General features: G+C 71.1%; 14 protein-coding genes. 12 read left to right on the top strand and 2 right to left on the bottom strand.

All coding sequences use genetic code 11. The features are described from left to right. Positions 1-670: 670 nt before the first annotated feature. Positions 671-1,084, top strand: a complete 414-nt coding sequence (locus tag ABZ420_RS31240; RefSeq protein WP_357130314.1) for a hypothetical protein — start codon at positions 671-673, stop codon at positions 1,082-1,084. On the opposite strand, the gene ABZ420_RS31235 is transcribed toward ABZ420_RS31240, so the two are convergent. Together ABZ420_RS31235 and ABZ420_RS31230 are read right to left on the bottom strand one after the other, a co-directional pair. Beyond that, on the bottom strand, positions 1,041-5,483 hold the full coding sequence (locus tag ABZ420_RS31235; RefSeq protein WP_357130311.1) for an ATP-dependent DNA helicase: 4,443 nt from the start codon (positions 5,481-5,483) through the stop codon (positions 1,041-1,043). The two genes, ABZ420_RS31240 and ABZ420_RS31235, sit on opposite strands and share 44 nt — an antisense overlap. Positions 5,484-5,526: 43 nt before the next feature. Beyond that, complete coding sequence (locus tag ABZ420_RS31230) at positions 5,527-9,141, bottom strand: ATP-dependent DNA helicase (RefSeq protein WP_357130308.1); 3,615 nt, start codon at positions 9,139-9,141, stop codon at positions 5,527-5,529. Between ABZ420_RS31230 and ABZ420_RS31225 the strand changes: the two genes are divergently transcribed. From ABZ420_RS31225 to ABZ420_RS31175, 11 genes are all read left to right on the top strand, one after another. After that, the gene (locus tag ABZ420_RS31225; protein ID WP_062975334.1) at positions 9,031-9,807 is read left to right on the top strand and encodes an alpha/beta hydrolase; all 777 of its coding nucleotides are present in this window, start codon (positions 9,031-9,033) and stop codon (positions 9,805-9,807) included. The genes ABZ420_RS31230 and ABZ420_RS31225 overlap by 111 nt on opposite strands. Positions 9,808-9,811: 4 nt before the next feature. After that, positions 9,812-10,123, top strand: a complete 312-nt coding sequence (locus tag ABZ420_RS31220) for an MGMT family protein (protein ID WP_357130305.1) — start codon at positions 9,812-9,814, stop codon at positions 10,121-10,123. Between the two features lie 54 nt (positions 10,124-10,177). Then, positions 10,178-10,933, top strand: coding sequence for a VOC family protein (locus ABZ420_RS31215; RefSeq protein WP_357130302.1), 756 nt, complete (start codon positions 10,178-10,180; stop codon positions 10,931-10,933). Positions 10,934-11,015: 82 nt separating this feature from the next. After that, on the top strand, positions 11,016-12,758 hold the full coding sequence (locus tag ABZ420_RS31210) for an NTP transferase domain-containing protein (RefSeq protein ID WP_357130299.1): 1,743 nt from the start codon (positions 11,016-11,018) through the stop codon (positions 12,756-12,758). A 486-nt stretch (positions 12,759-13,244) separates the two neighbouring features. Further along, positions 13,245-13,415 carry a hypothetical protein gene (locus ABZ420_RS31205; RefSeq protein WP_157106832.1) on the top strand — a complete coding sequence of 57 codons (171 nt, stop codon included), beginning with the start codon at positions 13,245-13,247 and terminating at the stop codon, positions 13,413-13,415. Between the two features lie 170 nt (positions 13,416-13,585). Then, positions 13,586-13,927 (top strand): DUF1330 domain-containing protein, encoded by a 342-nt coding sequence (locus tag ABZ420_RS31200; protein WP_357130296.1) that lies wholly within the window; start codon positions 13,586-13,588, stop codon positions 13,925-13,927. Between the two features lie 78 nt (positions 13,928-14,005). Beyond that, entirely contained in the window at positions 14,006-15,703 is a 1,698-nt protein-coding gene (mtnA, locus tag ABZ420_RS31195) for an S-methyl-5-thioribose-1-phosphate isomerase (protein ID WP_357130293.1), read from the top strand. Beyond that, positions 15,700-16,275 (top strand): cupin, encoded by a 576-nt coding sequence (locus ABZ420_RS31190; RefSeq protein ID WP_357130289.1) that lies wholly within the window; start codon positions 15,700-15,702, stop codon positions 16,273-16,275. Before mtnA ends, ABZ420_RS31190 begins: the two co-directional genes overlap by 4 nt. After that, on the top strand, positions 16,272-16,964 hold the full coding sequence (gene mtnC / locus ABZ420_RS31185; RefSeq protein WP_357130286.1) for an acireductone synthase: 693 nt from the start codon (positions 16,272-16,274) through the stop codon (positions 16,962-16,964). Before ABZ420_RS31190 ends, mtnC begins: the two co-directional genes overlap by 4 nt. Positions 16,965-17,311: 347 nt before the next feature. Beyond that, positions 17,312-18,097: a hypothetical protein gene (locus tag ABZ420_RS31180; protein ID WP_357130283.1), complete on the top strand. Its 786-nt coding sequence runs from the start codon at positions 17,312-17,314 to the stop codon at positions 18,095-18,097. Positions 18,098-18,524: 427 nt separating this feature from the next. Next, positions 18,525-22,208, top strand: coding sequence for a nitrate reductase subunit alpha (locus ABZ420_RS31175; protein WP_357130280.1), 3,684 nt, complete (start codon positions 18,525-18,527; stop codon positions 22,206-22,208). The last annotated feature ends 98 nt before the right edge of the window (positions 22,209-22,306 follow it).

Here is a 22,306-nt window from a genome sequence, read left to right as displayed (position 1 = left end):
GCCAGGTCTTCCCAGCGTTTGCCGTGGCCGGTCACACCGTGCACGTTTGCGCGACCGCCGCTTGCTCCTTCGTCGCCTACGCGACGGCCGCGCAAACGCGAGCCGGGCCGCGAACGGAACATGCTCGGTCTCGCTTCGCTCGAAAACGGGAGTCGGGGTCCGCAGGGCGCGTTGGCATTCGAACTCCAGATTTGGTGCACGTGGCTCGGCGCGGTTGTCCATTCTGTCGCTGCTCGTGCTCACGGCGCACCTAGCCCGGCCGAGATCGCGCGCGCCTGGCTGTGAGCGGACGATGCTTGCTACGGGTGATTGTCGGATTCCCGCCGCAGCGCACCGGAGCGGGGCTGGGCTCCCCGCAGGCCGGCAATCTCGAGCCAGGCCGAGCAGGAGGAGTGCGTTGGGGCGATACTTCGACGCGGTGCACGCGGCTGGGGATGCGCGTCGAGTGACCGACTCGTCGCTCACCGCCGACGCGGCGGACGACAGGAGCGTGCTGGTTTCGAGAGTGCCGTCGGTATTCGCGGTCGCCTCTAGATCGGCAGGCGGTGTCAGGTGTTGCTCAGCTCGAACCGGGGCGGGCCAGGGCGCCGAGTTCGAGAAGCGGACCAATCAGGTCCGGAGCGGGGCGACCCGGGCTCGACGCGAAGCAGCCTGGATGTAAAGGTTCCTCATGGCTGAAAACACGCTGACATCCGTGTCCGACGGCGGGCGGCGGCCCGCGCTGGCGCTGGCCGCCCTGCTGTTCGGCGCGGGGGTTTTGCATTTCGTCCGGCCGAAGCCTTTCGATTCGATCGTGCCGCGCTTCCTGCCCGGGCGCGCCCGCGACTACACCTACGCTTCCGGCGTGGCCGAGATCGGCGTCGCGGCCGCGCTCGCGATCCCGCGTACCCGCAGCTTCGGCGGACGCCTCGCCGCGCTGCTGTTCATCGTGGTGCTCCCGGCCAACGTGCAATTCACCGCGGACATGCTGGCCAGCGAGAAGGCTCCGTGGCTGGTCAAGATCGGCTCGGCGCTGCGGCTGCCGTTGCAGGTTCCGCTCATCACTCAGGCGCTGGCGGTGAGCCGGCGGGCGCGGCGTTCCTGATCAACTCGGCCAGTTCCTCCGGACCGGCCAGGTTCACCGGCGCGATGGTGCGACCGGTACGCACGTAGTGGAACGCGGCGCCGATCCGGTCCAGCATCTCGTGCTCGGGCCGTCCCTCCCGCGCGGCCATCAGCCGCGCCCACGCCAGGCGATAGACGGCCAGCTGCATGGCGACCGCCGATTCCTCGGCGGCGCTGGGCTCGGCGCCGGTCTTCCAGTCGACCACGGTCCAGCGGCCGCCCGGTTCGGCGAACACCGCGTCCATCCGGCCGCGGATCACGGTGCCCGCGATCGACGTCTCGAACGGAATCTCCACCTCGATCGGGCTGCGATCGGCCCACCGCGAGTTCAGGAACGCCTCCTGCATCGCGGTCAGCTCCGCGTCCAGGCCCGCGTCGGCCGCGCCGCTGTCGGCCGCACCGGGCAGTTCGTCCAGACCGAGCAGGCGCGTGGAGCCGAACCACCGCTGCACCCAGGCGTGGAATGCGGTACCGCGGCGGGCCAGCGGATTCGGCGGGTAGGGCAACGGGCGACGCAGGCGGGCGGCGAGTCTCGCCGGGTCGGCGCGCAGCTCGACCAGGGCGGTCGCCGCGATCTGACCAGGTAGCTCGACCTCCTCGGCGGCAACCGCGGCGGCCCGGTGTTCGGCCAGCAGGGCGTCGACGTCGGCGGCCCAGCCTTCGGGATCGCCGGGGTCCGGCGCGGGCTGGATGTGCTCGGGCCGGAACCGGTCCTCCGGCGGGGGCGGGGCGAAACCGGTCGCGGCGAATGCCGGTTCGCCTGCGGACAGGTACTCCTCCACCGGGTCCGGCGCCGTGCCGAAATAGGGTTCGATGTCCGCGTACGGGTCGGCGTATTCGGTTGTGATGACTTCGAAGTGCTCCGCGAACTCGTCCGGCGGGTACTCGTCGTCGGGCGGGTAGTAGTCCGGTTCGAACGTGAGATCCGGCTCGTCCGGCGGCGGGGGCGCCGGCTCGACGCGGTCGGGTCCGGCGCTGAGGTCCGAAACGATGCCCGATGCGTCCGGGTCGCTGCGCCCGGCATGGGCCGCATCAGCACGACCGGAAGCTACGGCCCGGCCCGGCGAGGTCTCGGACGAATCCGGGTCACCTTGTGCGGCATCGACGGGACCGACACGCGCGTCGGCACGGTCGGAGCCGGCGCCACGGTTCGAAGTGGTCCCGGACGAATCCGGGTCACCCTGCCCGGCATCGGCGGGGCGGGCACGCAGCTCGGCCAGCGCGGCGCGGACCAGCGCGGCGCCCTGTTCGATGGGGTCGCGGCGGGTACTGAGCGGGTCTCGTGGCCACTCGGCGGTCGCCGGGTTGTCGGTGAAGGGGTTGACGGTGTCGGCGGCGGGCGGGTCGTCCCAGCGGTCGATCGTCAAGACGTCGTGGGCCGGGCTTTGCGGGTCCTCGTGCGCTTGTTTCAGTTCCAGCAGGAAGTCCGAGGGGCCCTTCGGGGAGCTGCCGGTCTCCGCCCAGTGATGGGCCGAAACCAGCAGGACGCGTTCGGTTCTGGTGAGCGCGACGTAGAACAGGCGGCGTTCCTCATCGATCCGGCGGCGTTCCAGCGCCTCCTTGTGCGCTTTGATCGCGCGGTCGAGGTCCGCGCGGTCGTACAGGTCGGTGAGATCGAGTACGGGCACGCCCTCGGCCGCGTCGTCCTGCTGACGGTCACCCCGCAGCGACGTCGGCAGTTCCGCCAGCGCGCCCAGCCACGTACCGGAACCGACTTTGGACGGGAACACGCCCTCCACCACGTGCGGGACCGCGACGATCTCCCATTCCAGGCCCTTCGCCGCATGAACGGTCAGTACCTGCACGCGGTCCTTGGCGACCTCGACCTCGCCCGGCTCCAGACCGTTCTCGACCTCCTCCGCGGCGGCGAGGAACGCGAGCAGTCCGCCGAGCGAGGCGCCGGTGTCCGCGGCGTACCCGGCCACGACTTCGGCGAACGCGTCCAGATGCTCGCGTCCGGCCCCGGTACCCGCCATGGCTCGTCGGGTCTGGGTCTCCACCCCGACGCCGATGGTGCGCTCGACGTCGGCGACCAATTCCGCCAGGGGCTGACCGCTGCGTTCGCGCAACGCGGCCAACTCCCGGCCCAGTGCCTCGATGCGGGCGAACCCGGCGGAGGAGTACTGATCCGGCGGGCCGGGGTCGGCGATCGCGTCGGCCAGCCCGGCCTGTTCGGCGGGTTCGGGCGCCACTTCGCGCAACGCCTCGTCCAGCGCGGCGCCATCGGCGATCTCGGCCGGGCCCTGCGAACCGGGCCGCCGGATGGACAGCTCCCTGGCGCGGCGGTTGAGCGCGGCGATGTCGGCGACTCCGATGCGCCAGCGCGCACCGGTCAGCACGCGCATGGCGGCGCTGCCCGCGCCGGGTTCGGCGATCAACCGCAGGGTGGCGACGATGTCGGCGACCTCCGGCGTGGCGAGCAATCCGCCGAGGCCGACGATCTCCACCGGGAGTCCTTGCGCGCGAAGCGCTTCCGCGAGCGGCGCGGCGTCGGCGTTGCGTCGCACCAGTACCGCCGACGTGGGCGGGGGCTGCTTCGCGGCGCGCCGGGCGGCCCACTCCGCCGCGATCCGCTCGGCCACCCAGTCACGTTCGGCGGCGACGGTGTCGGTCGACGCGAGCGCCACCACCCCCGGCCCGGCTTCGGGCTTGGCGCGCAACGCGTCGACCGTCACTCCGCCGCCCTCGATCGCCTTGCGCCGCAACGGTTCCGCGACAAGGTTCGCCAGCGCCAGCGCCTCCGGCGGATTGCGCCAGCTGGTGAGCAATGCCAGCGTGGGGGCGGGAACGCCCGGCGCGGTGGGGAAGTCGGTGGCGAACCGGGGCAGATTCGCCGCCGAGGCGCCACGCCAGCCGTAGATCGACTGCATCGGGTCGCCCACAGCGGTCACGGCAAGACGTTGCGCGTCGTGCGGTCGCGAGCGCTGATCGCGCCGCTCGGCTCGGGCGTACGGGTCGTGCGCACCGGCGAACCGGGGTTGCTCCGCTCCCGTCGCGTCGACGCGCCGCATGCCCTGCGCGGAGTCGCCGGAAGCGCTCCCCCCAGATGCCCGGGAGCCTCCAGCGGGACCATCCGCCAAAGCGTCCCCACCTGACACACCCATCCCTCCGCCGGAGGGGTGCGACTCACGGGCCGCCGTGCCGGCGTCCGGCTGATCGCCCTCCACCACCGGCGACCGCGGCTCCCCTGACCGGTCCGCGTCGCCGCGCAGCAAATCTTCTTCTTGGGCCGCCGAATCGGCGTGCGCGGCCGCATCGGGCGGAGCATCGCCCTCCGAGCCACCCCAGAGCGGCTCGCCGACGTCGTAACCATGTGTGCCGGGCTGCGCCGCCTGCTCGGAATCGGCAGGGACAGAGGTGCTCGACGAATCCCGGCCTCCGGTGGCAGCGGGATCACCATTCGTTTCCCGCGATACGTCGTGCGTATCGGCTCCGTGCGTCGATGCCGGGTCCGGTGCGCCCGCCGGCGCACCGCCGAACAGGGCGGCGAGCAAGACGCGCTGGGCGTGGCCGGTGTCCTGGTATTCGTCGAGCAGAACCAGCCGGAACCGGGCGCGTTCGGCGGCGGCGACCTCGGGGTGCTCGGCGGCCAAGCGCGCCGCCAGGGACATCTGCGCGCCGAAATCGAGTGCGCCGCGGCGGCGCAACGCCTCGCTGAGCTGTTGCACCAGCGGCAGCAGTGCGACCCGTTCCCGCTGCACCTGCACGATGTTGAGCAGCGTTTGGCTCGGCCCGCCCCGCTGACGCGGACCGGCGGGCAGCGTGTGCACCAGCTTGGCCAGTTCGGTGTGCGCCTCGGCCAGTTCCTCCGGCTCGACCAGATGCTCGGCGAGCTGTCCGGACAGCGCGAGCACCGCCTCGGTGACCGACACGGGGGTGCGTTCGGTCTCCAGGTCGCCGTCCCAGGTGCGGACTACCTGGTGGGCGAGCTGCCAGAGCTGGGTCTCGGTGAGCAGGGCCGCCGAGGGTTCCACCGGAAGCAGCAGGCCGTGTTCGGTGAGCAACCTGCCCGCGTACGAGTGGTAGGTGCTGATCTCCGGTTCCGCGCCGGTCAGCTGGGCGCGCAGCCGGCCGCTCGGGTCGAGTTCGCGCAGCAGCGGCGCGCCGGCCAGCCGGGCCAGCCGGGTCCGGATGCGGGCGGTCAGCTGCTGGGCGGCTTTGCGGGTGAACGTCAGCCCGAGCACTTCGTCGGGCAGGACGAGCCCGTTCGCGACCATCCACACCACGCGGGCGGCCATGGTCTCGGTCTTGCCCGCGCCCGCGCCAGCGACCACCAGCGTCGGGCCCGGCGGCGCGGCGATCACGGCGGCCTGTTCGTCGGTCGGCGGCGGCAGGCCCAGCGCCTGCGCCAGCTGATGCGGCGTCACCCGGCCGGTCACGGCAGCGCCCCGGCGACCGGCCGCGGCGAGGCCGAGGGCTCGCTCACTCGTCGGTCACCTGCCTCCCGCTGTCCTGCACGGGGCAGCTGCCCGCCACCGCGCAGTGGCGGCATCCGTCGTTGCGCATGGCGAGGTAGCCGGGGCCCTGCGTGGACGCGGCGGCCTGGTGAATGGTGTCCCGCCAGTGCTCGAGCGCCTCGGCGTCCAACGGGGGCTGCATGCGCTGGGTAGCGCCCTCCGCCTTGCTCGGCTTCGCGACGTACACCAGCCGGGCCCCACCGGGTTCGCCGGACACACCGGCCTCGGTGCCCGTATCGGCGGAGCCGGGTTCCGCCGGTGCGTTGAGAGCGCCCATGGCGGCCGCCACCTGATAGGTCGCCAGCTGCGCGTGATCGACGGCGGCCTGCTTGGTGACGGGCGACTTGCCGGTCTTCACGTCGACGATCACGAATCGTCCCTGCGCGTCCCGCTCCAGCCGGTCGACGCGGCCCCGGATCCGCACGGCGCGTTCTTCTTCCGTGCGCGCGGGCAACTCGCAATCCACCGGCACCTCGACACCGGCCTGGGTGAGTTCGCCACGGGTGTTGCGGACCCAGGCCGAGAAGGTCTCCAGCATCGCCTCGGTGCGGCGCAGCTCTTGCCGGGAATGCCAACCGGTCCCGGGATCCACCGCCTGCCAAGCGCGATCCAGCGCCTCACGCACCTGGTCCGGGGGTACCTTGCCCGCGAGCGCCTGCACCAGCGTGTGCACCAGGTTGCCCTTGACGGCGTGCGGGTTGTCGCCGTCGGTGCCGCCGTTGCGTTCCAGCGCCCAGCGCAGCGGGCAGGTGCGCAGCAATTCGACGGTCGAGGGCGACAGTGCCACCGCGCCGTCGTCGTCGGTCCACAGCGGTCGCCGCGAGCTGAGCTCGGCGGTGCCGTACCAGTCCTCGGGGTGGGTGCCCCGCACGCCCGCGTCCGCCAGCCGCGCGAGCTGATGAGCGGCGCGGCGCCTGCGCTCCGGATCGGCCTCGGGATCGCAGACCACGCCGCGCAATTCGGCGACCAGGGAGTGCATCACCAGGGCGCGTCCGGGATCGACCACCGGCAGCGCACCGGGCTCGCCGTCGTCGTCGTGCCCGAGCAGTTCGGCGAGGAATCGCGAGGGAACCAGATCGCGTTCGCCCGCGACCGATTCCACGGCGGTGACCAGCAGTGAACGCCGGGCCCGGCTGCACGCGACGAGCAGCAGCCTGCGTTCCTCGGCCAGGATCGGCGCCGCGCGGCTCACCCGTTCCCCCGCGTCGGACACCCCGGCGGTGAGATCGACCAGGTCCTCGGTGTGCAGGAGGGTGCCGCGGGCGCGCGGGTTGGGCCAGATCCCCTCCTGGACCGCGGCGACGGCGACCACATCCCATTCCCGTCCGGCGGCGGCGTGCGCGCTCAGCAGCGCCACCGCCTCGCCCGGTGCCGTTCGCGGCGCCGCGTCCTGTGGAATCTCCTGTTGGGACAGGTATTCGACGAAACCTTCGATGCTCGCGCGTGGCAACCGGTCGACGTAGGCGGCGGCCGCGTCGAACAACCCGACCGCGGCGTCCAGATCGCGATCGGCTTGCATGCCGACCGCGCCGCCGCGCTCCGACTGGGCCACCCAGCGCCGTTCCAGCCGGGAACCGGTCCACAGCGCCCACAGCACGTCCTCCAGGCTCGCGCCGCGCCCGCGCGCCTTCCGTGCCCGGCGCAGCGCGTCCAGGACCCTGCGCAGCGGCGCGGCCTCGACCTCGGTGAGCCGGTTCAGGATCGCCGGATCGCCGGTCCCGATCAACAGGTCGCGCAGCACCTGCGCGGAGGGGCGGTCGACGTTCGCGTCGCGGTCCGGCGGCGGATCGTCGGCCGCGTCCGGGGTTTTCGCCCCGGCGCGCACGAATTCCAGCGCGGCGCGCCGGATGCCCCGCCGCAGCCTGCGCAAGGCGATCTGGTCGGCGCCGCCGAGCGGGCCGGACAGCAGGTCGAGGGCGTCCTCCGGTTCGAATGCCGGTTCCGCGCCTCGCTCGGCCGCCTCGCCCGCCAGGATCGCGCGCAGCGACAGCAGCATCCAGGCCGCGCCGCGCCTGCGCGCCAGCGGTGTGTCCAGTGCGGGCTGCTGCACGGGCACGCCCGCGGCGAGCAGGGCACGGCGCAGCGGCGCCAGCGACAGCGGCACCGAACGCACGATCACCGCCATCCGCGACCACGGCACTCCGCCGGTGAGATGCGCCCGGCGCAAGTGGTCGGCGATGAGCGCGGCCTCCTTCGCGGGGGTGGCCAGCACCCGGACCCGCACCTCGGTGCCGTCCTCCCGCGGTCCCGTACCTTCGGGCACCGGAATGCGCTGCGGCGCACTGCCCGGCAGACGTGCGGCGATCCGCGCCACCGCCAGCTCCACCTGACCGCCGCAGCGATGGCTGTCGCGCAGCACGATGCGCCGCTCGGGCGGCACGTCGAGCTCGGCGACGAACCGCGCGTCCGCGCCGCGGAAGGTGAAGACGGCCTGATCGGGATCGCCTGCGATCACCGTGGTCCGCGCGCTGTGCCCGATCGCCCTGACCAGGACGGCCGCCTGCGGGTCCAGGTGCTGCGCGTCGTCGACCAGCAGGTATCCGATCCTGGCGCGTTCGGCGGCAAGCAGATTCGGGTCGGCGGCCAGCGCGTCGAGCGCCGCGCCGACCAGTTCGGCGGCGTCCAGCGCGGGCGCGGTCGCCTCCGGCGCCTCGACGCCGACCGACCAGCGCAGCAGCATCGTCTGCTCGTAGCGGATGGCGAACCTGCCCGCCGCCACCCATTCGGGCTTGGCGTGCTCGCGGCCGAGCCGCACCAGCTCTTCCGGTCCGAGGCCGCGTTCGGTGGCCCGGAGCATGAGATCGCGCAACTGCTCGGCGAACCCGCCGAGCGCGAGCGCGGGCCGCAGTCGCTCCGGCCATAATCCGCTCGCGCCGTCGGCCATGTCGGCCAGATCGCCGCGCAGCATCTCGCGCACCACGGCGTCCTGTTCGGCGCCGGTGAGCAGACGCGGCGGCGGGTTGCCGTGCGCCAGCGCGTGCCTGCGCAGCACGGAGAAGGCATACGAGTGCAGCGTGCGCACCAAGGGTTCTCGTGTGGCGCCGGGCACACCGCCCTCCGCGCCGGGTTCCGGTCCGCTCAACCGCGTGGTGATGGCGTCGCGCACGGCGCCTGCCGCCTGTTTCGAATGGGTCAGCACCAGGACCGATCCGGGATCGGCTCCGGCGGCGATGCGCTCGGCGGCGAGATCGACCAGCAGGGCGGTCTTACCCGTGCCCGGTCCGCCGAGTACCTGCCATGGCCGCCACCCCGGACGCGCCGGACCGGACGCGGCGGCGGCGTCCAGCAGCGCGCGAACGTCGGCGCCCCAGTCTCGCGGCCGGGGCGCCACCACTGTCCGGCGAACCAGTCGCACCGCGCCATCCGATCGCACCACGCGGGCTATTGCAACAGACACGACCGACACGCCGGTACACGCCTCCGCCCGACCGCCGGTGCGCGCGACTGCGGCGCAGGTCAAAATGGACCGGTGTCTGTTTTGAATGTCCATCGGTTCGGTCCGACGACGGGACCGGTGGTGCTGGCCCTGCACGGTGTGACCGGCCACGGCAAACGCTGGGAAGACCTGGCCACCCGGCATCTGCCCGATGTCCGCGTGCTCGCGCCCGACCTGCGCGGACACGGTCGCTCGACCTCGCTGCCGCCCTGGAACTTCGAGACCATCGTCGAGGATCTGGTCGGATTGGTCACCGCCGAGGCGGACGGCCCGGTGGTGGTGGTCGCGCACTCCTTCGGCGGCGCGTGCGCGCTGCACCTGGCGCATCGGCATCCCGAACTGGTGCGCAAGCTGGTGCTGCTCGATCCGGCCATCGCATTGGAACCGGAATGGCTCAACGAGATCGCGCTGTCCACCCTCGTCTCGGCCGACTACGACAGCGTCGAGCACGCGCGCCAGGACAAATTGGACACCGGCTGGGGCGACGTCGAGCCGCGGTTGCTGGAAGCCGAACTCGACGAACACCTGATGCCCACCGCCGACGGGCGCTTCGGCTGGCGGATGAGCCTGCCCGCCGTCAACTCCTACTGGGGCCAGCTGGCCCGCCACTGGGTACTGCCGCCCGCCGACCTGCCCACCGTGCTGGTGCAGGCGATGAAGGTGCACCCGCCGTTCGTCACACCGGAGTTCCGCGCGGCGCTCACCGAGCACATGGGCGCCCGCCTGACCGTGCTCGAATGGAACTGCGATCACATGGTCGCGCAGGCGTATCCCGCCCAGACCGGCGAACTCGTGCGCTCGGTGCTCTGAGCCGATGCCGACCACCGACGCCCAGGTAGAGCAGGTGCGCGCGCTGGTGGCGGCGATCCCGCCCGGCCGGGTCGCCACCTACGGCGACATCGCGGCGGCCGCCGGTCTGTCCACGCCGCGCACGGTGGGCTGGATCATGCGCACCGACTCGGCCGACCTGCCCTGGCACCGCGTGCTCGGGGCGAGCGGCAAGCCCGCCGCGCACCTGGCCAACCGTCAGCTGCGCCTGCTCGCCGCGGAGGGCGTGCCGATCCACGACGGGCGCGTCGACCTGCGCGCCGCGCGTTTCCCGTTGCCCGATCTCCCGCGCGACTGAGCACCGCTTTCCGAAATGCCTCCGTGCCCGAATGGCGGACAGTACCGTTGATCCATGCCCACCCGCCTGGCATGCGTCGCCTTCGATGCCGACCGGCCGCGTCCGGTCGCGGACTTCTGGGCCGAACTGCTCGGCTGGAGCGTGACCCTCGACCGCCCCGACGAAGTGAACGTCGCGGCCCCCGACGCCGACGGTGGCGAGCTGGCGCTCACCTTCCTGCCCGCGATGCGGGCCAAGGTCGGCAAGAACCGCCTGCATCTCGATCTGGCCACCCGCTCGCTGGACCACCAGCGCACCCAGGTGGACCGGGCGCTGGCATTGGGTGCGCGATCGGTCGACATCGGCCAAGGCGCGGTGCCATGGGCCGTGCTCGCCGACCCGGAGGGCAACGAGTTCTGCGTGCTCGAACCCAGGGAGGAGTACGTGGACACCGGATCCGTCGCGGCGATCGTGGTCGACACGCGCGACCCGCGGCGCCTCGCCGAGTTCTGGTCGGCCGCCACGGGCTGGCCGTCCACGCACCGCGGCGAGCGGCTGACGGGGCTGCGTTCACCGACCGGGCTCGGCTCCTGGCTGGAGTTCGTGCGCACCCCCGACGCGGGGTCCGGCCGGACCAGGCTGCGCCTGGATCTCACCTCGTTTCCGGCCGACGACCGGGCCGCGGAAGTCGCCCGGCTGCACGCGGCGGGCGCCACGACGATCGACCGGGGCGCCCCGGTGGCCGCCAGGGACACCGACCTCGTGCTCGCCGACCCGGAACTCAACGAGTTCCGGCTGCTGCCCCCGGCTCGCTTCTGGTCGAACGCCTGATCCGAGCCGTCCGCTCCCGGGCTTCCCGGCGATGACGAATTAGCATGGCCGCCATGGTGTACCTAGCTCGAGGTCGTGGCGTGTGATCGCCGCCGACGCGATCGTGCTCGCGGGCGGCCGGGCCAGCCGGATGGGCGGCGTGGACAAACCGGCCATCGTCATCGGCGGCCGTTCCATGCTCGAGGTGGCGCTCGCCGCCGTCGCCTCGTGCGCGCACACGGTGGTCGTCGGACCGCATCGGCCCGAGCTGGCGCCGGAGATCATCCAGGTGCGCGAGGTACCGCCCGGGTCGGGTCCGGTGCCTGCGATCGACACGGGGTTGCGCGCCCTCGGCTCCGCCGCCCCGCTGGTGGTGGTGCTGGCCGCCGACCTGCCGTTCCTGTCGCCGTGGGCGATCGCCGAGCTCATCCGGCACGCGACCGAATCCGGCGCGGACGCGGTGTTCGCCGCCGACGAGTCGGGGCGTCCGCAGTATCTGATCGGGGTGTGGCGGCGCTCCGCGCTGACCGCCGCGCTGGGCGGGCTCGACGCGCTGATCAACCAGCCGATGAAAGCCCTGGTGCCCGCCGCCGCCGCGATCATCCCGCTCTCCGGCGTCGGCGACTGCGACACCGACGAGCAGGTACGGCAGGCCAGGGCGGCGGTCGACGCACCACGGCAGCAACCGCCGCTCGACCTCGACGAGGCACGAAACGTTCTGCGCCGCGACCTGTCCCGGCTCACCACGTACGAGGCCGATCTGCGTTCGGTGGTCGGGGCGGCGCTCGCGGGCCCGCTGACGGCGGCCGGGCCGCTGCCCCGCTTCGACGTCTCGGCGATGGACGGCTACGCGGTCGCGGGCGACGGCCCGTGGCGCCTGCGCCGCGATGTCGGCTTCGCGGGCGGGCGGCGACCGGTGGGACTGCTGCCGGGCGAGGCGGTGCGGATCGCCACGGGGGCGCACGTCCCGGACGGCACCACGGTTGTGCTGCGCGACGAATTCGCGCACATCGCCGACGAGACGCTGTACCGCCTGCCGGACACCCCGCTGCGCGACGACATCCGCAGCCGCGGCGAGGACCGCACGACCGGTGATCCGGTCGCACCGGAGGGCACGCCGGTCACCGCGGCGTTGGTCTCCGCGGCCGCGAGCGTCGAAGTCACCGTGGCGCCGGTGCGCGGCCCGGTCCGCGCGCGCATCGTGATGACCGGGGACGAGATCCGCAGCGAGGGGCCGCTGCAAGCGGGGCAGACCCGCGACTCGATCGGTCCTGTCCTGCCGGATCTGTTGTCCTGGAACGGCATTCGCGCCGCCGATCTTGTGCATCTGCGCGACACTCCGCACGGCTTCGACGAGGTCATGACCGTCACGCCGGAGTATGACCTGCTGGTGATCGTCGGGGCGACCGGCGGCGGGGCCGCCGACCAGCTCCGCGGTGCCCTCGCCCGCGCCGGAGCCGAGATCCTGGTACCGCGCCTGCGGCTGCGGCCGGGCGGTTCCACCGTCGTGGCTCAGCTCACCTCCGGCACCACGGTGCTCGGCCTGCCCGGCAACCCGTTCGCCGCCGTCGCGACGCTCATGGCGCTCGCACCGGCGATCGTCGAGGGCCGCACCGGCGCCACTCCCGCGCGCCCACTGCGCGGACCGCTGCACAACGCGGCCGAGATCACCGGACCGGTGCCCCGCATCGTCCCGGCCCGCGCCGCCGACGAAGGTGGCTGGATCGGCGACCCGACCGTCCGCACGGCACACCTCGGCGGCCTCGTCGACCGCGACGGCTTGGTCGTCGTCCCGCCCGACGCCGACGACGGAGCGATCGTCGAATTCCTGCCGCTGCGCCGCTGAGGCAACATGTGGTTCGTCGCTTTCGGGCACGAAAGTGCTTGCAGCGCAGCCTCTCCAGGAGAACGTGTGCGCACAGGAAGCCGAGAGCGCGCCGAGACCCGGTCCCGGCGACGAACCGAAGTCGTTGTCGCACAGAGGAATCCGCGGTAGCAGTGGCGACCACTCGAATGATCCGCACGCTTCTTCACGACAGCGGAATCGAATTCACCGCGATAAACACCGCCGCACCCGCGCAAGCGTTACCACTCGCCCTGATCAACCCTTCGCCCCAACTCTCCGGCGCGCCGGTCAGAAGAATGTCAACCAGAGGCACACCGCAACCGAATTCGTTATCTGAATCAATGCAGATATCGCCCCTACCTGCGTAAACATGACAGATCTGCCGCTAAGGGGCTTATTTTTCATTTCCCCTTCCGGACGCCATATCCGCTCGCTATCGTGAGTTCGTTAGGCGAATATCAATCCCCCGGAAAGGACCGTGTGGAGATGACTGAAAAGTCGAAGAAAACGCCTAAGAAAATGCCGAAGCAGATGCCGAGGCAGCAGCAGCAACAGCGCCAAGAGCAGGACATGCGCGAGGGCGCGGACATGGAAGGCCGTCGGGGCACCAGGAGCGAGATGCCCGACCGGCGCGGCGAGCAGGAGCGCCGCCGCTAATTGATCTGCGCCACCCGCGCCGCCGGCCCCAACTCCTCCCGGGACCGGCGGCCGCGGTCGTTCGAGACCAGTGCGCTTACCCCTCAGGTAATTGCCGCACCGCGCGCGGCGGACCTACCGTCGGTGCGACGCCATTCCCGGCGTGATCGAACGAAGGAAGGCCAAACGCCGTGTCCGCCTATGGCTTCGCCCACCTCCGCAGTCGCAGGGCCCATCCCGACATCCTCGAATACCTGGAGCGCATCCAGGCCACCTTGGACCCGTTCGGCGGCCGCTTCGTCATCCACGGGCCCCCGGCCGAGGTCGTGGAAGGCAACTGGCCCGGCAGCATGGTGCTGATCGAGTTCCCCGGGATGACCGAGGCGCGAGAGTGGTACCACTCGCCCGCCTACCAGGAGATCCTGCCGCTGCGCGCCGATCACATCGACGGCGACCTGCTGCTGATCGAGGGCGTCGGCCCGGACTACGACCCACGCGAACGAGCCGCGAAACTGCGCACCCTGGCCGCCTGACGCGATTTCGGCCCGCTGTCCCCCGTCCGATACCGTTGACCAGGCACGACACGGTTCGACGCGAGAAGGATGCGCCTGATGGACGACAGCTCTCTGGTCTGGGACGACGGCGCGCTCGTCACCATCGACCAGCGCGGCCTGCCACACGAGGTGCGTGAACTGCGGCTGAGCACCGTCGACCAGGTGATCGATGCGATCAAGGCGCTGGCCATCCGCGGCGCGCCCGCCATCGGCATCGCGGGAGCTTTCGGCGTCGTCATCGCCACCGCCGCGCACACCGTGGACGGCGTGGTGGACGAGGCGGCGGTGCAGGCCGAGGCGGACCGGATCGCCGCCGCCCGGCCGACCGCGGTGAATCTGGCCTGGGCGGTGCGGCGGGTTCGGACGAAGGTGGGCCACGGCGCGGGCGCGGTGCTCGCCGAGACGCTCGACATGCTCGCCGAGGACGGCCGGGTCAACCGGGCCGCCGCCACCCACGCCGCCGACCTGGTGCAGCGCCTGTGTGCGGACCGGCCGCTGCGTGTGCTCACCCACTGCAACACCGGGCGGCTGGCGACCAGCGCGTTCGGCACCGCCATCGGCACGCTGCGGGTGCTGGCCGAACGCGGCGCGATCGAACAGGTGCTGGTGGACGAGACCCGGCCGCTGTTGCAGGGCGCGCGGCTGACCACCTGGGAACTCGCCGAAGCGGGCATCCCGCACCGGCTCACCATCGATTCCGCCGCGGCCTGGGCGATGGCGACCGGACAGGTCGACTGCGTGCTCGTCGGCGCCGACCGGGTCACCGCCAACGGCGACGTCGCCAACAAGATCGGCACCTACGGTCTCGCGCTCGCCGCCCGCCACCACGGCATCCCGTTCGTCGTGGTCGCCCCGGAGTCGACCCGCGACCTGTCGATGGCCACCGGCCGGGAGATCGTCGTGGAGGAACGCGCGGCAGCCGAGGTGACCGGATTCGGCGGCGTGGCAACGGCTCCCGTTCGGACCGACGTCTTCAACCCGGCGTTCGACGTCACGCCCGGTGCGTTGGTGACCGCGGTGGTCACGGAGAACGGCGTGGTGCACCGCGGCGATTCGTCACGTGGCGCCGCGACCGCGAGCGCCGCCCCCGAACTCGGACCCGATCCGTCGCACGGCGCGGCCATCGCGGACCTCGCTCGCGAGCTCTACCGGCGCGGCTGGATGCCGGGCACGGCGGGCAACATCTCGGTGCGCACCGGCGCCACCGCCCTGGTCACGGGGAGCGGGTTGTCCAAAGGCGAACTCACCGAGCGCGACATGGTCTCCGTGCGGGTAGCGGACTCCGCGGCCGTGGCAGGCCACGGACGCAAACCTTCCGCCGAGACGATGATCCACACCGCCGTCTACCGGACCCGCCCGGCCCAGGCGGTCGTGCACATCCATCCGCCGTTCGCCACCGCACTGGCCACCCGCTCGGCGTCCCCCGGCACGCTCGCGACGCTGCGGATCACCGACTACGAGCTGATCAAGGGGCTCGGCGGCGGCGATCCGGCCGTCGCGGAGATCCCGGTCTTCCCGAACTGGCCCGAGGTGCCGCGCATCGGCGCGGACATCGAGCGCTACCTGCTCGACCATCCCGGCGCGCTGCCCGTCCTGGTCATCGCCGGTCACGGCATCACCGCCTGGGGCGATGATCTCGCCCAGGCGCGCGATCGCGCCGAATGCCTGGAAGCATTGTGTGAGCTGGTGTCCCGCACCGGCAGTCCGGCGGCGTTCGCCCCGCGCGACGACTTTCTCGAGATTGGAATGACATGACCCTCCTGCAGGTGATGGCCGCGGGCGACGCGGCCGACGTGCGCGTACGCACCAGCGACGACGAGGTGATCGGCACCGAACTGGCGAAGCACGGCGTAACCTTCGGCCGCTGGCCGGTGGTCGAGAACGCCGCGTCGGTGTCTTCCGAGGATCTGCTCGCGCACTACACGACGAACGTCGCGGAACTGAACGGCTCCGGGCGCTACAAGCACATCGACATCGCGCGCATCCACCCCGACGACGCCGACCCGAAGTGGCCGGAGATCGCCGCGGGCGCGCGCGGGAAGTTCCTCGACGAGCACCGGCACGCCGAGGACGAGGTGCGCTTCTTCGCCGCCGGACGCGGCTGCTTCTATCTGCACCTGGGCGAGGAGGTCTTCGCGGTGGTGTGCGAGGGCGGCGACCTGCTCTCGGTGCCCGCGGGCACGCTGCACTGGTTCGACATGGGCGAGCGCCCCGATTTCATCGCCATCCGCTTCTTCGAGGAAGCGGACGGCTGGGTCGGCGACTTCACCGGCGACAAGATCAGCGCGGGCTTCCCCACCCTCGACGAGCTGCTGACCGCGCCGTGATCGACGCCGTCGTCGTCGATATCGAGGGCACCACCAGCCCCACCGCCGCGGTCCGCGAAGACCTGTACGGCTATACCCGGCAACGGCTCCCGGAGTGGCTGGCCGAGAACGGCTCCACGAACGCGGCTCCCGTGCTGGCCGCGACCAGGGAGCTGGCCGGACGCCCGGACGCGGGCCCGGAGGAAGTCGCCGCGATCCTGCGCGAGTGGCTCGACACCGACGTCAAGGCCGAGCCGCTCAAGACCGCGCAGGGCCTGATCTGCGCGGAGGGCTTCCGTGGCGGCGCACTGCACGGCGAGTTCTTCCCGGACGTGCCACCGGCGCTCGCCGCGTGGCACGCCGCGGGGCTCGCGCTGTACGTCTACTCCTCGGGATCGGTACGCAATCAGCGGGATTGGTTCGCCTTCGCGCGCGGCGGCAGCCTGTCCGAGCTGATCAGCGGGTACTTCGATCTGTCGACGGCGGGCGGCAAGCGCGAGTCGTCCTCCTACGACAAGATCGCCGGCGCCATCGGCATCCCCGCCGAACGCATCCTGTTCCTCTCGGATCACCCGGACGAATTGGACGCCGCCACCGCCGCCGGTTGGCGGGTCGCGGGGCTGGCCCGGCCCGGCGAGCCCAATCCCCCACGCCCGCCGCATCATTGGGTCGAGACATTCGCCGACATCGATCCCACTCGCCGCCTCTGAGCGGTCAGGGGAGGCGTCGGGGTCCGCACCGGCGGGTCGCGACATCCATCGAAAATCATCCCTCGCCGCCCTCACCACTGCGATTCGGCGCGGACGAGTGGGCTGTTCGTGCGCGAGCCGCTCGGAGTCGGCCCGGCGCGGACAGGTAGGCGCGCAACTCCGATGCGGTCCAGCCCGATCGCTCCGCTACCCTGCGTATCCTGGTAAAGGTGGCCCGAAGCAACATCGGCGCAACTATGGCTCAGATTCTGCGTCGTATCGATGTTTCTCTCGATGAGGTAAGTCGAGTTCTCGCTCGACGTACCCACGCGATTGCCCAAGACCTTCGGCGCGGAACGAACGCGTTGGTGGACAGCGACGCAGCCAACGCGCTCGAGCTGCGCCGCGCCGGGGTCGACCACCGCAAGGCCGCCGCCGACTATGTGCGGAAGTTCCCGGGGAAATGGGTCCAACCACCTTTGCGCCGCATAGATAACGCGCCGGAACTCGTCGCGGATGAACTCGAACGCATCTTTCGCGCCGGAGACCGCGCGCGTTGGGCGAACTACTCCCCTGGGCTGTGGCAGCAAGGCCATCGGGCATTCGAGGCGTGGCTGAAGACGGAGGGCCCGCTCGCCCCGCTGAACGAGCACTACGGCCTGAACTGCTGGGAGATGGTCACCTACGCGGCGACCCGAGCAGGCGTGCTGGACAAACATCAACTGCGAGACCTGGTCGAATTGCGGCGGCGTCCGGACGGCACCTGGGGTGAGGACTATCTCGAGGTGTGGGTCGACCGCATGGGCGACTGGCTGATCCCGGAGGGGCGTCGCCGCTACACCGGGGAGCCGGAGAGCCCTCGGCCGCAACGCGGCGATATCGTCGTGTGGAACAGCGCCGACCACGTGACGGTGGCCACCGGCCGCACAGGAGCGGACGGATCGCCCGAGCTGTATTCTTTCTGGAACATGCCGAAATACCCGTTGACGTGGGACGAAGGCACCAGTTCCTATTCGGCGGTATCGGATGCGGTACAAGTCACGACAGTCGATGAACTGACCAACGCCATGTACGGCGCGCGGGACAAGGACGGCAATCTCGCGTTTCCGCCGTCGCAGAAGTTCGAGATTTTCTTCGGCCGCGGCCCTTGGTGAACGCGTCGGCACATCTTCGGCAAATTGTGATCCAGGCAACGTGTACCCACCGGAAAAGCGCTCGGAATCCTCCGAATGGAAGGAAAATCAGCGTAACCGGGGCAGTGCCGAGTCGTGTTAACAAATGTAAAGCGCGAGAGAACCGGTCGTTTCCAAAGCATCACCGCGTCGGCGGGGAATCACCCCTTCCGAGCCGCCCTCGACCAGGTCATCGCACATCCGCCCTGGTCGCTTCGTCCGGCGCGCCCCGCACGCGCAGCGCCACCGTGACCGCCACGTTGCGCCGATCTCACAACTCACCACACGGTGGAATGGGCTGTGAGAGAGTGGTTTGGCGAGCCGTCGACGTCTCCTTACGCTCGGAACATCAGCCCGATTTGTACAGCTCGAAGGGGACGTCGTGGTTAATTCGCGTAGCCAGGGTCGCGTGCCCTCCGCCCCGGCCACCGACGCCGGGGACGCGCTCTTGCGGCTGGGGAAGTACTTCCACCGGGGCGAGGTGTCGTCCGATCAGCGGACGCTGCACAAGGTCGGCGGGCGCAGCGCCGACGAGTTCTACCGCGATCGCTGGTCCCACGACAAGGTGGTGCGCTCCACGCACGGCGTGAACTGCACCGGCTCGTGCTCGTGGAAGATCTACGTGAAAGACGGTGTGATCACCTGGGAGTCGCAGCAGACCGACTACCCGTCGGTGGGCGCCGACAAGCCGGAGTACGAGCCGCGCGGCTGTCCCCGCGGTGCGTCGTTCTCCTGGTACACCTACTCGCCCGCCCGGGTGCGCTACCCCTATGTGCGCGGCACGTTGCTCGAGCTGTACCGGGAAGCCAAGTCCCGGCTCAAGGATCCGGTGCTGGCCTGGGCCGACGTCGTCGAAGACCCGGAGAAGGCGCGCAGCTACAAGGCCGCCCGGGGCAAGGGCGGATTCGTGCGCGCCGAATGGTGGGAGGCGGCCGAGATCGCCGCCGCCGCACACGTCTACACGATCAAGCAGTACGGCCCGGACCGGGTGGCCGGGTTCTCGCCGATTCCGGCCATGTCCATGGTCAGCCACGCCGTCGGCGCCCGGTTCATCTCGCTGCTCGGCGGCTCCATGCTGTCGTTCTACGACTGGTACGCCGACCTGCCGGTGGCCTCGCCGCAGGTGTTCGGCGACCAGACCGACGTGCCCGAGTCGGCGGACTGGTTCGACGCCGGTTACCTCATCATGTGGGGCTCGAACGTGCCGGTCACCCGGACACCGGACGCGCACTACATGACCGAGGCCCGCTACCGGGGCCAGAAGGTGGTCGTGGTCTCCCCCGACTACGCCGACAACACCAAGTTCGCCGACGAGTGGGTGCCCGCGCGTCCCGGCACCGACGCGGCCCTCGCCATGGCGATGGGTCACGTGGTGCTGAAGGAGTTCTTCGTCGAGAAGACCACGCCGCGCTTCCTCGACTACATCAAGCGCTTCACCGACCTGCCGTTCCTCATCACCCTCGACGAGCGCGACGGGGCCTACGTTCCCGGCAAGTTCCTCACCGCCGCCGACCTGGGCCGCACCGGCGAGGGCGTGCAGTTCCAGACGGTGCTGCTGGACGCGCAGGCGCAGCCGGTGGTGCCGAACGGCTCGCTCGGCCATCGTTTCGGCGACGAGGGTGCCGGACGCTGGAACCTCGATCTCGGGGACGTCGATCCCCTCCTGAGTCTGTACGGCCGCACCGACGACGCTGCGGCTGTACAGATTCCCCGCTTCGACAGCGACACGCCCGGCGTGCTCACCCGCGGCGTGCCGACCACGACCGTCGCGGGCAGGCGCGTCACCACGGTCTTCGACCTGTTGCTCGCGCAATACGGCGTCGGCCGCGACGGTCTGCCCGGCACGTGGCCCAGCGGCTACGACGACGCGGACGAGCCCTACACCCCGGCCTGGCAGGAAGCCATCACCGGAGTGCCCGCCGTGCAGGCCCAGCGCATCGCGCGCGAGTTCGCCGACAACGCCGAGCGTTCCGGCGGCCGCTCGATGATCCTGATGGGCGCGGGCACCAACCACTGGTTCCACTCCGACCAGATCTACCGCGCGTTCTTCACCCTGACCCTGCTGACCGGCTGCCAGGGCGTGAACGGCGGCGGCTGGGCGCATTACGTCGGGCAGGAGAAGTGCCGCCCGGTGACCGGCTGGTCCACCCTGGCCTTCGGCCTGGACTGGCAGCGCCCGCCACGGCAGATGCAGGGCACGGTGTTCTGGTATCTGACCAACGACCAGTGGCGCTACGACCCGTTCACCGCCGAGCCGTTCGCCTCACCCCTGGGCACGGGCAAGTTCGCCGGCCGCACCGCCGCCGACAACATCGCCCTCGCCACCCGGCTGGGCTGGATGCCCAGCTATCCGACCTTCGACCGCAACCCACTCGACCTGGTGGACGAGGCCGAGGCCGCGGGCAAGACCGCTCCCGAGCACGTGGTGGACGGGCTGAAGTCCGGCGACCTGAGGTTCGCCTGCGAGGACCCGGACGCGCCGGAGAACTTCCCACGCTGCCTGACCGTGTGGCGGGCGAACCTGCTCGGCTCCTCGGGCAAGGGCAACGAGTACTTCCAGCGTCATCTGCTCGGCGCCGACTCCAATCTGCAGACCACCGACGCCACCGGCGTGCGGCCGCAGGAGCTGACCTGGCGGGAGACCGCGGCCACCGGCAAGCTGGATCTGCTGCTGTCGCTGGACTTCCGGATGACCAGCACCACGCTGTTCTCCGACATCGTGCTGCCCGCCGCCACCTGGTACGAGAAGCACGACCTGTCCTCCACCGACATGCACCCGTTCGTGCACGCCTTCTCCCCTGCCATCTCGCCGCCATGGGAGGCCAAGACCGACTTCGACGCCTTCCACCGGATCGCCCGCGGGTTCTCCTGGATGGCCGAGAAGCATCTCGGCAAGCGCAAGGACATCGTCGCGGTGCCGTTGCAGCACGACTCGCCGGACGCGACGGCCCAGGCGGGCGGTCGCGTGCTGGACTGGAAAGCCGGTGAGTGCGAACCGATCCCGGGCAAGACCATGCCGAAACTTGTCGTGGTCGAACGCGACTATCCGAAGCTGGCGGAGAAGATGGCCGCGCTCGGGCCGCTGATCGACACGCTGGGCGTCACCACCAAGGGTGTCACCACCTACCCCGACCAGGAGGTGGAGTACCTCGCCGGGATGAACGGCACGGTCGTGTCCGGTGTGGCGCAGGGCCGCCCGTCGCTGGCCAAGGACACCCACGCGGCCGAGGCGATCCTCGCGTTGTCGGGCACCACGAACGGCCGTCTGGCCGTGGAAGGTTTCCACGCGCTGGAACGCCGCACCGGCACCAAGCTGGCCGACCTGGCCGCGGAGCACGAGGGCAAGCGGATCACCTTCGCCGACACCCAGGCCCGCCCGGTCCCGGTGATCACCTCGCCGGAGTGGTCGGGCAGCGAGACCGGCGGCCGCCGCTACTCGCCGTTCACCATCAACACCGAGCGGCTCAAGCCCTGGCACACGCTCAGTGGGCGCCAGCACTTCTACCTCGATCACGACTGGATGATCGAGCTCGGCGAGCAACTGCCGATCTTCCGCCCGCCGCTGGACATGACCGCCCTGTTCCACGAGCCCTCGATCGGCGACGTGGGCGACAAGGGCGTCACCGTGCGCTACCTGACCCCGCACTCGAAGTGGTCGATCCACTCCGCCTACCAGGACAACTTGCACATGCTGACGCTCTCGCGCGGCGGGCAGACGATCTGGATGTCCGATCGCGACGCGGCGAAGATCGGCGTGGCCGACAACGACTGGATCGAGGCGATCAACCGCAACGGCATCGTGGTGGCCCGGGCCATCGTCAGCCACCGGATGCCGGAGGGCACCGTGTTCATGTACCACGCCCAGGACCGCGCGGTGGACGTGCCGCGCATCGAGGGCCTCGGCGAGGACACCAAGGGCCGGGGCAAGCGCGGCGGCATCCACAACGCACTCACCCGCATCATGATCAAGCCCTCCCATCTCATCGGCGGCTACGCGCAGCAGTCCTTCGCGCTGAACTACCACGGCCCCACCGGAAATCAGCGCGACGAGGTCACGACGATCCGCAAGCGGTCGCAGGAAGTGGAGTACTGACATGGGTGACGGCGGCATGCGGGCCCACACGCACCTACCGACGCAAGAAGGCGGTACTGACATGGGTGACGGCGGCACGCGGACCCACCACGCACCTA

This window comes from Nocardia sp. NPDC005745, assembly GCF_040630775.1.
In the GTDB taxonomy this organism is placed as follows: domain Bacteria; phylum Actinomycetota; class Actinomycetes; order Mycobacteriales; family Mycobacteriaceae; genus Nocardia.
The sequence above is the reverse complement of the archived record's forward strand: the minus strand, read 5'-3'. Positions and strand labels throughout refer to the sequence as shown.

What these genes read in the sequence shown, in the direction of transcription:
- ABZ420_RS31215 (WP_357130302.1), top strand. Translation starts at nt 10,178, where the DNA reads ATGCCCACCCGCCTGGCATGCGTCGCCTTCGATGCCGACCGGCCGCGT.
- ABZ420_RS31190 (WP_357130289.1), top strand. Translation starts at nt 15,700, where the DNA reads ATGACCCTCCTGCAGGTGATGGCCGCGGGCGACGCGGCCGACGTGCGC.
- ABZ420_RS31230 (WP_357130308.1), bottom strand. Translation starts at nt 9,141, where the DNA reads ATGCCGGGTGGCCAGGTCTTCCCAGCGTTTGCCGTGGCCGGTCACACC.
- ABZ420_RS31220 (WP_357130305.1), top strand. Translation starts at nt 9,812, where the DNA reads ATGCCGACCACCGACGCCCAGGTAGAGCAGGTGCGCGCGCTGGTGGCG.
- ABZ420_RS31205 (WP_157106832.1), top strand. Translation starts at nt 13,245, where the DNA reads ATGACTGAAAAGTCGAAGAAAACGCCTAAGAAAATGCCGAAGCAGATG.
- mtnA (WP_357130293.1), top strand. Translation starts at nt 14,006, where the DNA reads ATGGACGACAGCTCTCTGGTCTGGGACGACGGCGCGCTCGTCACCATC.
- ABZ420_RS31240 (WP_357130314.1), top strand. Translation starts at nt 671, where the DNA reads ATGGCTGAAAACACGCTGACATCCGTGTCCGACGGCGGGCGGCGGCCC.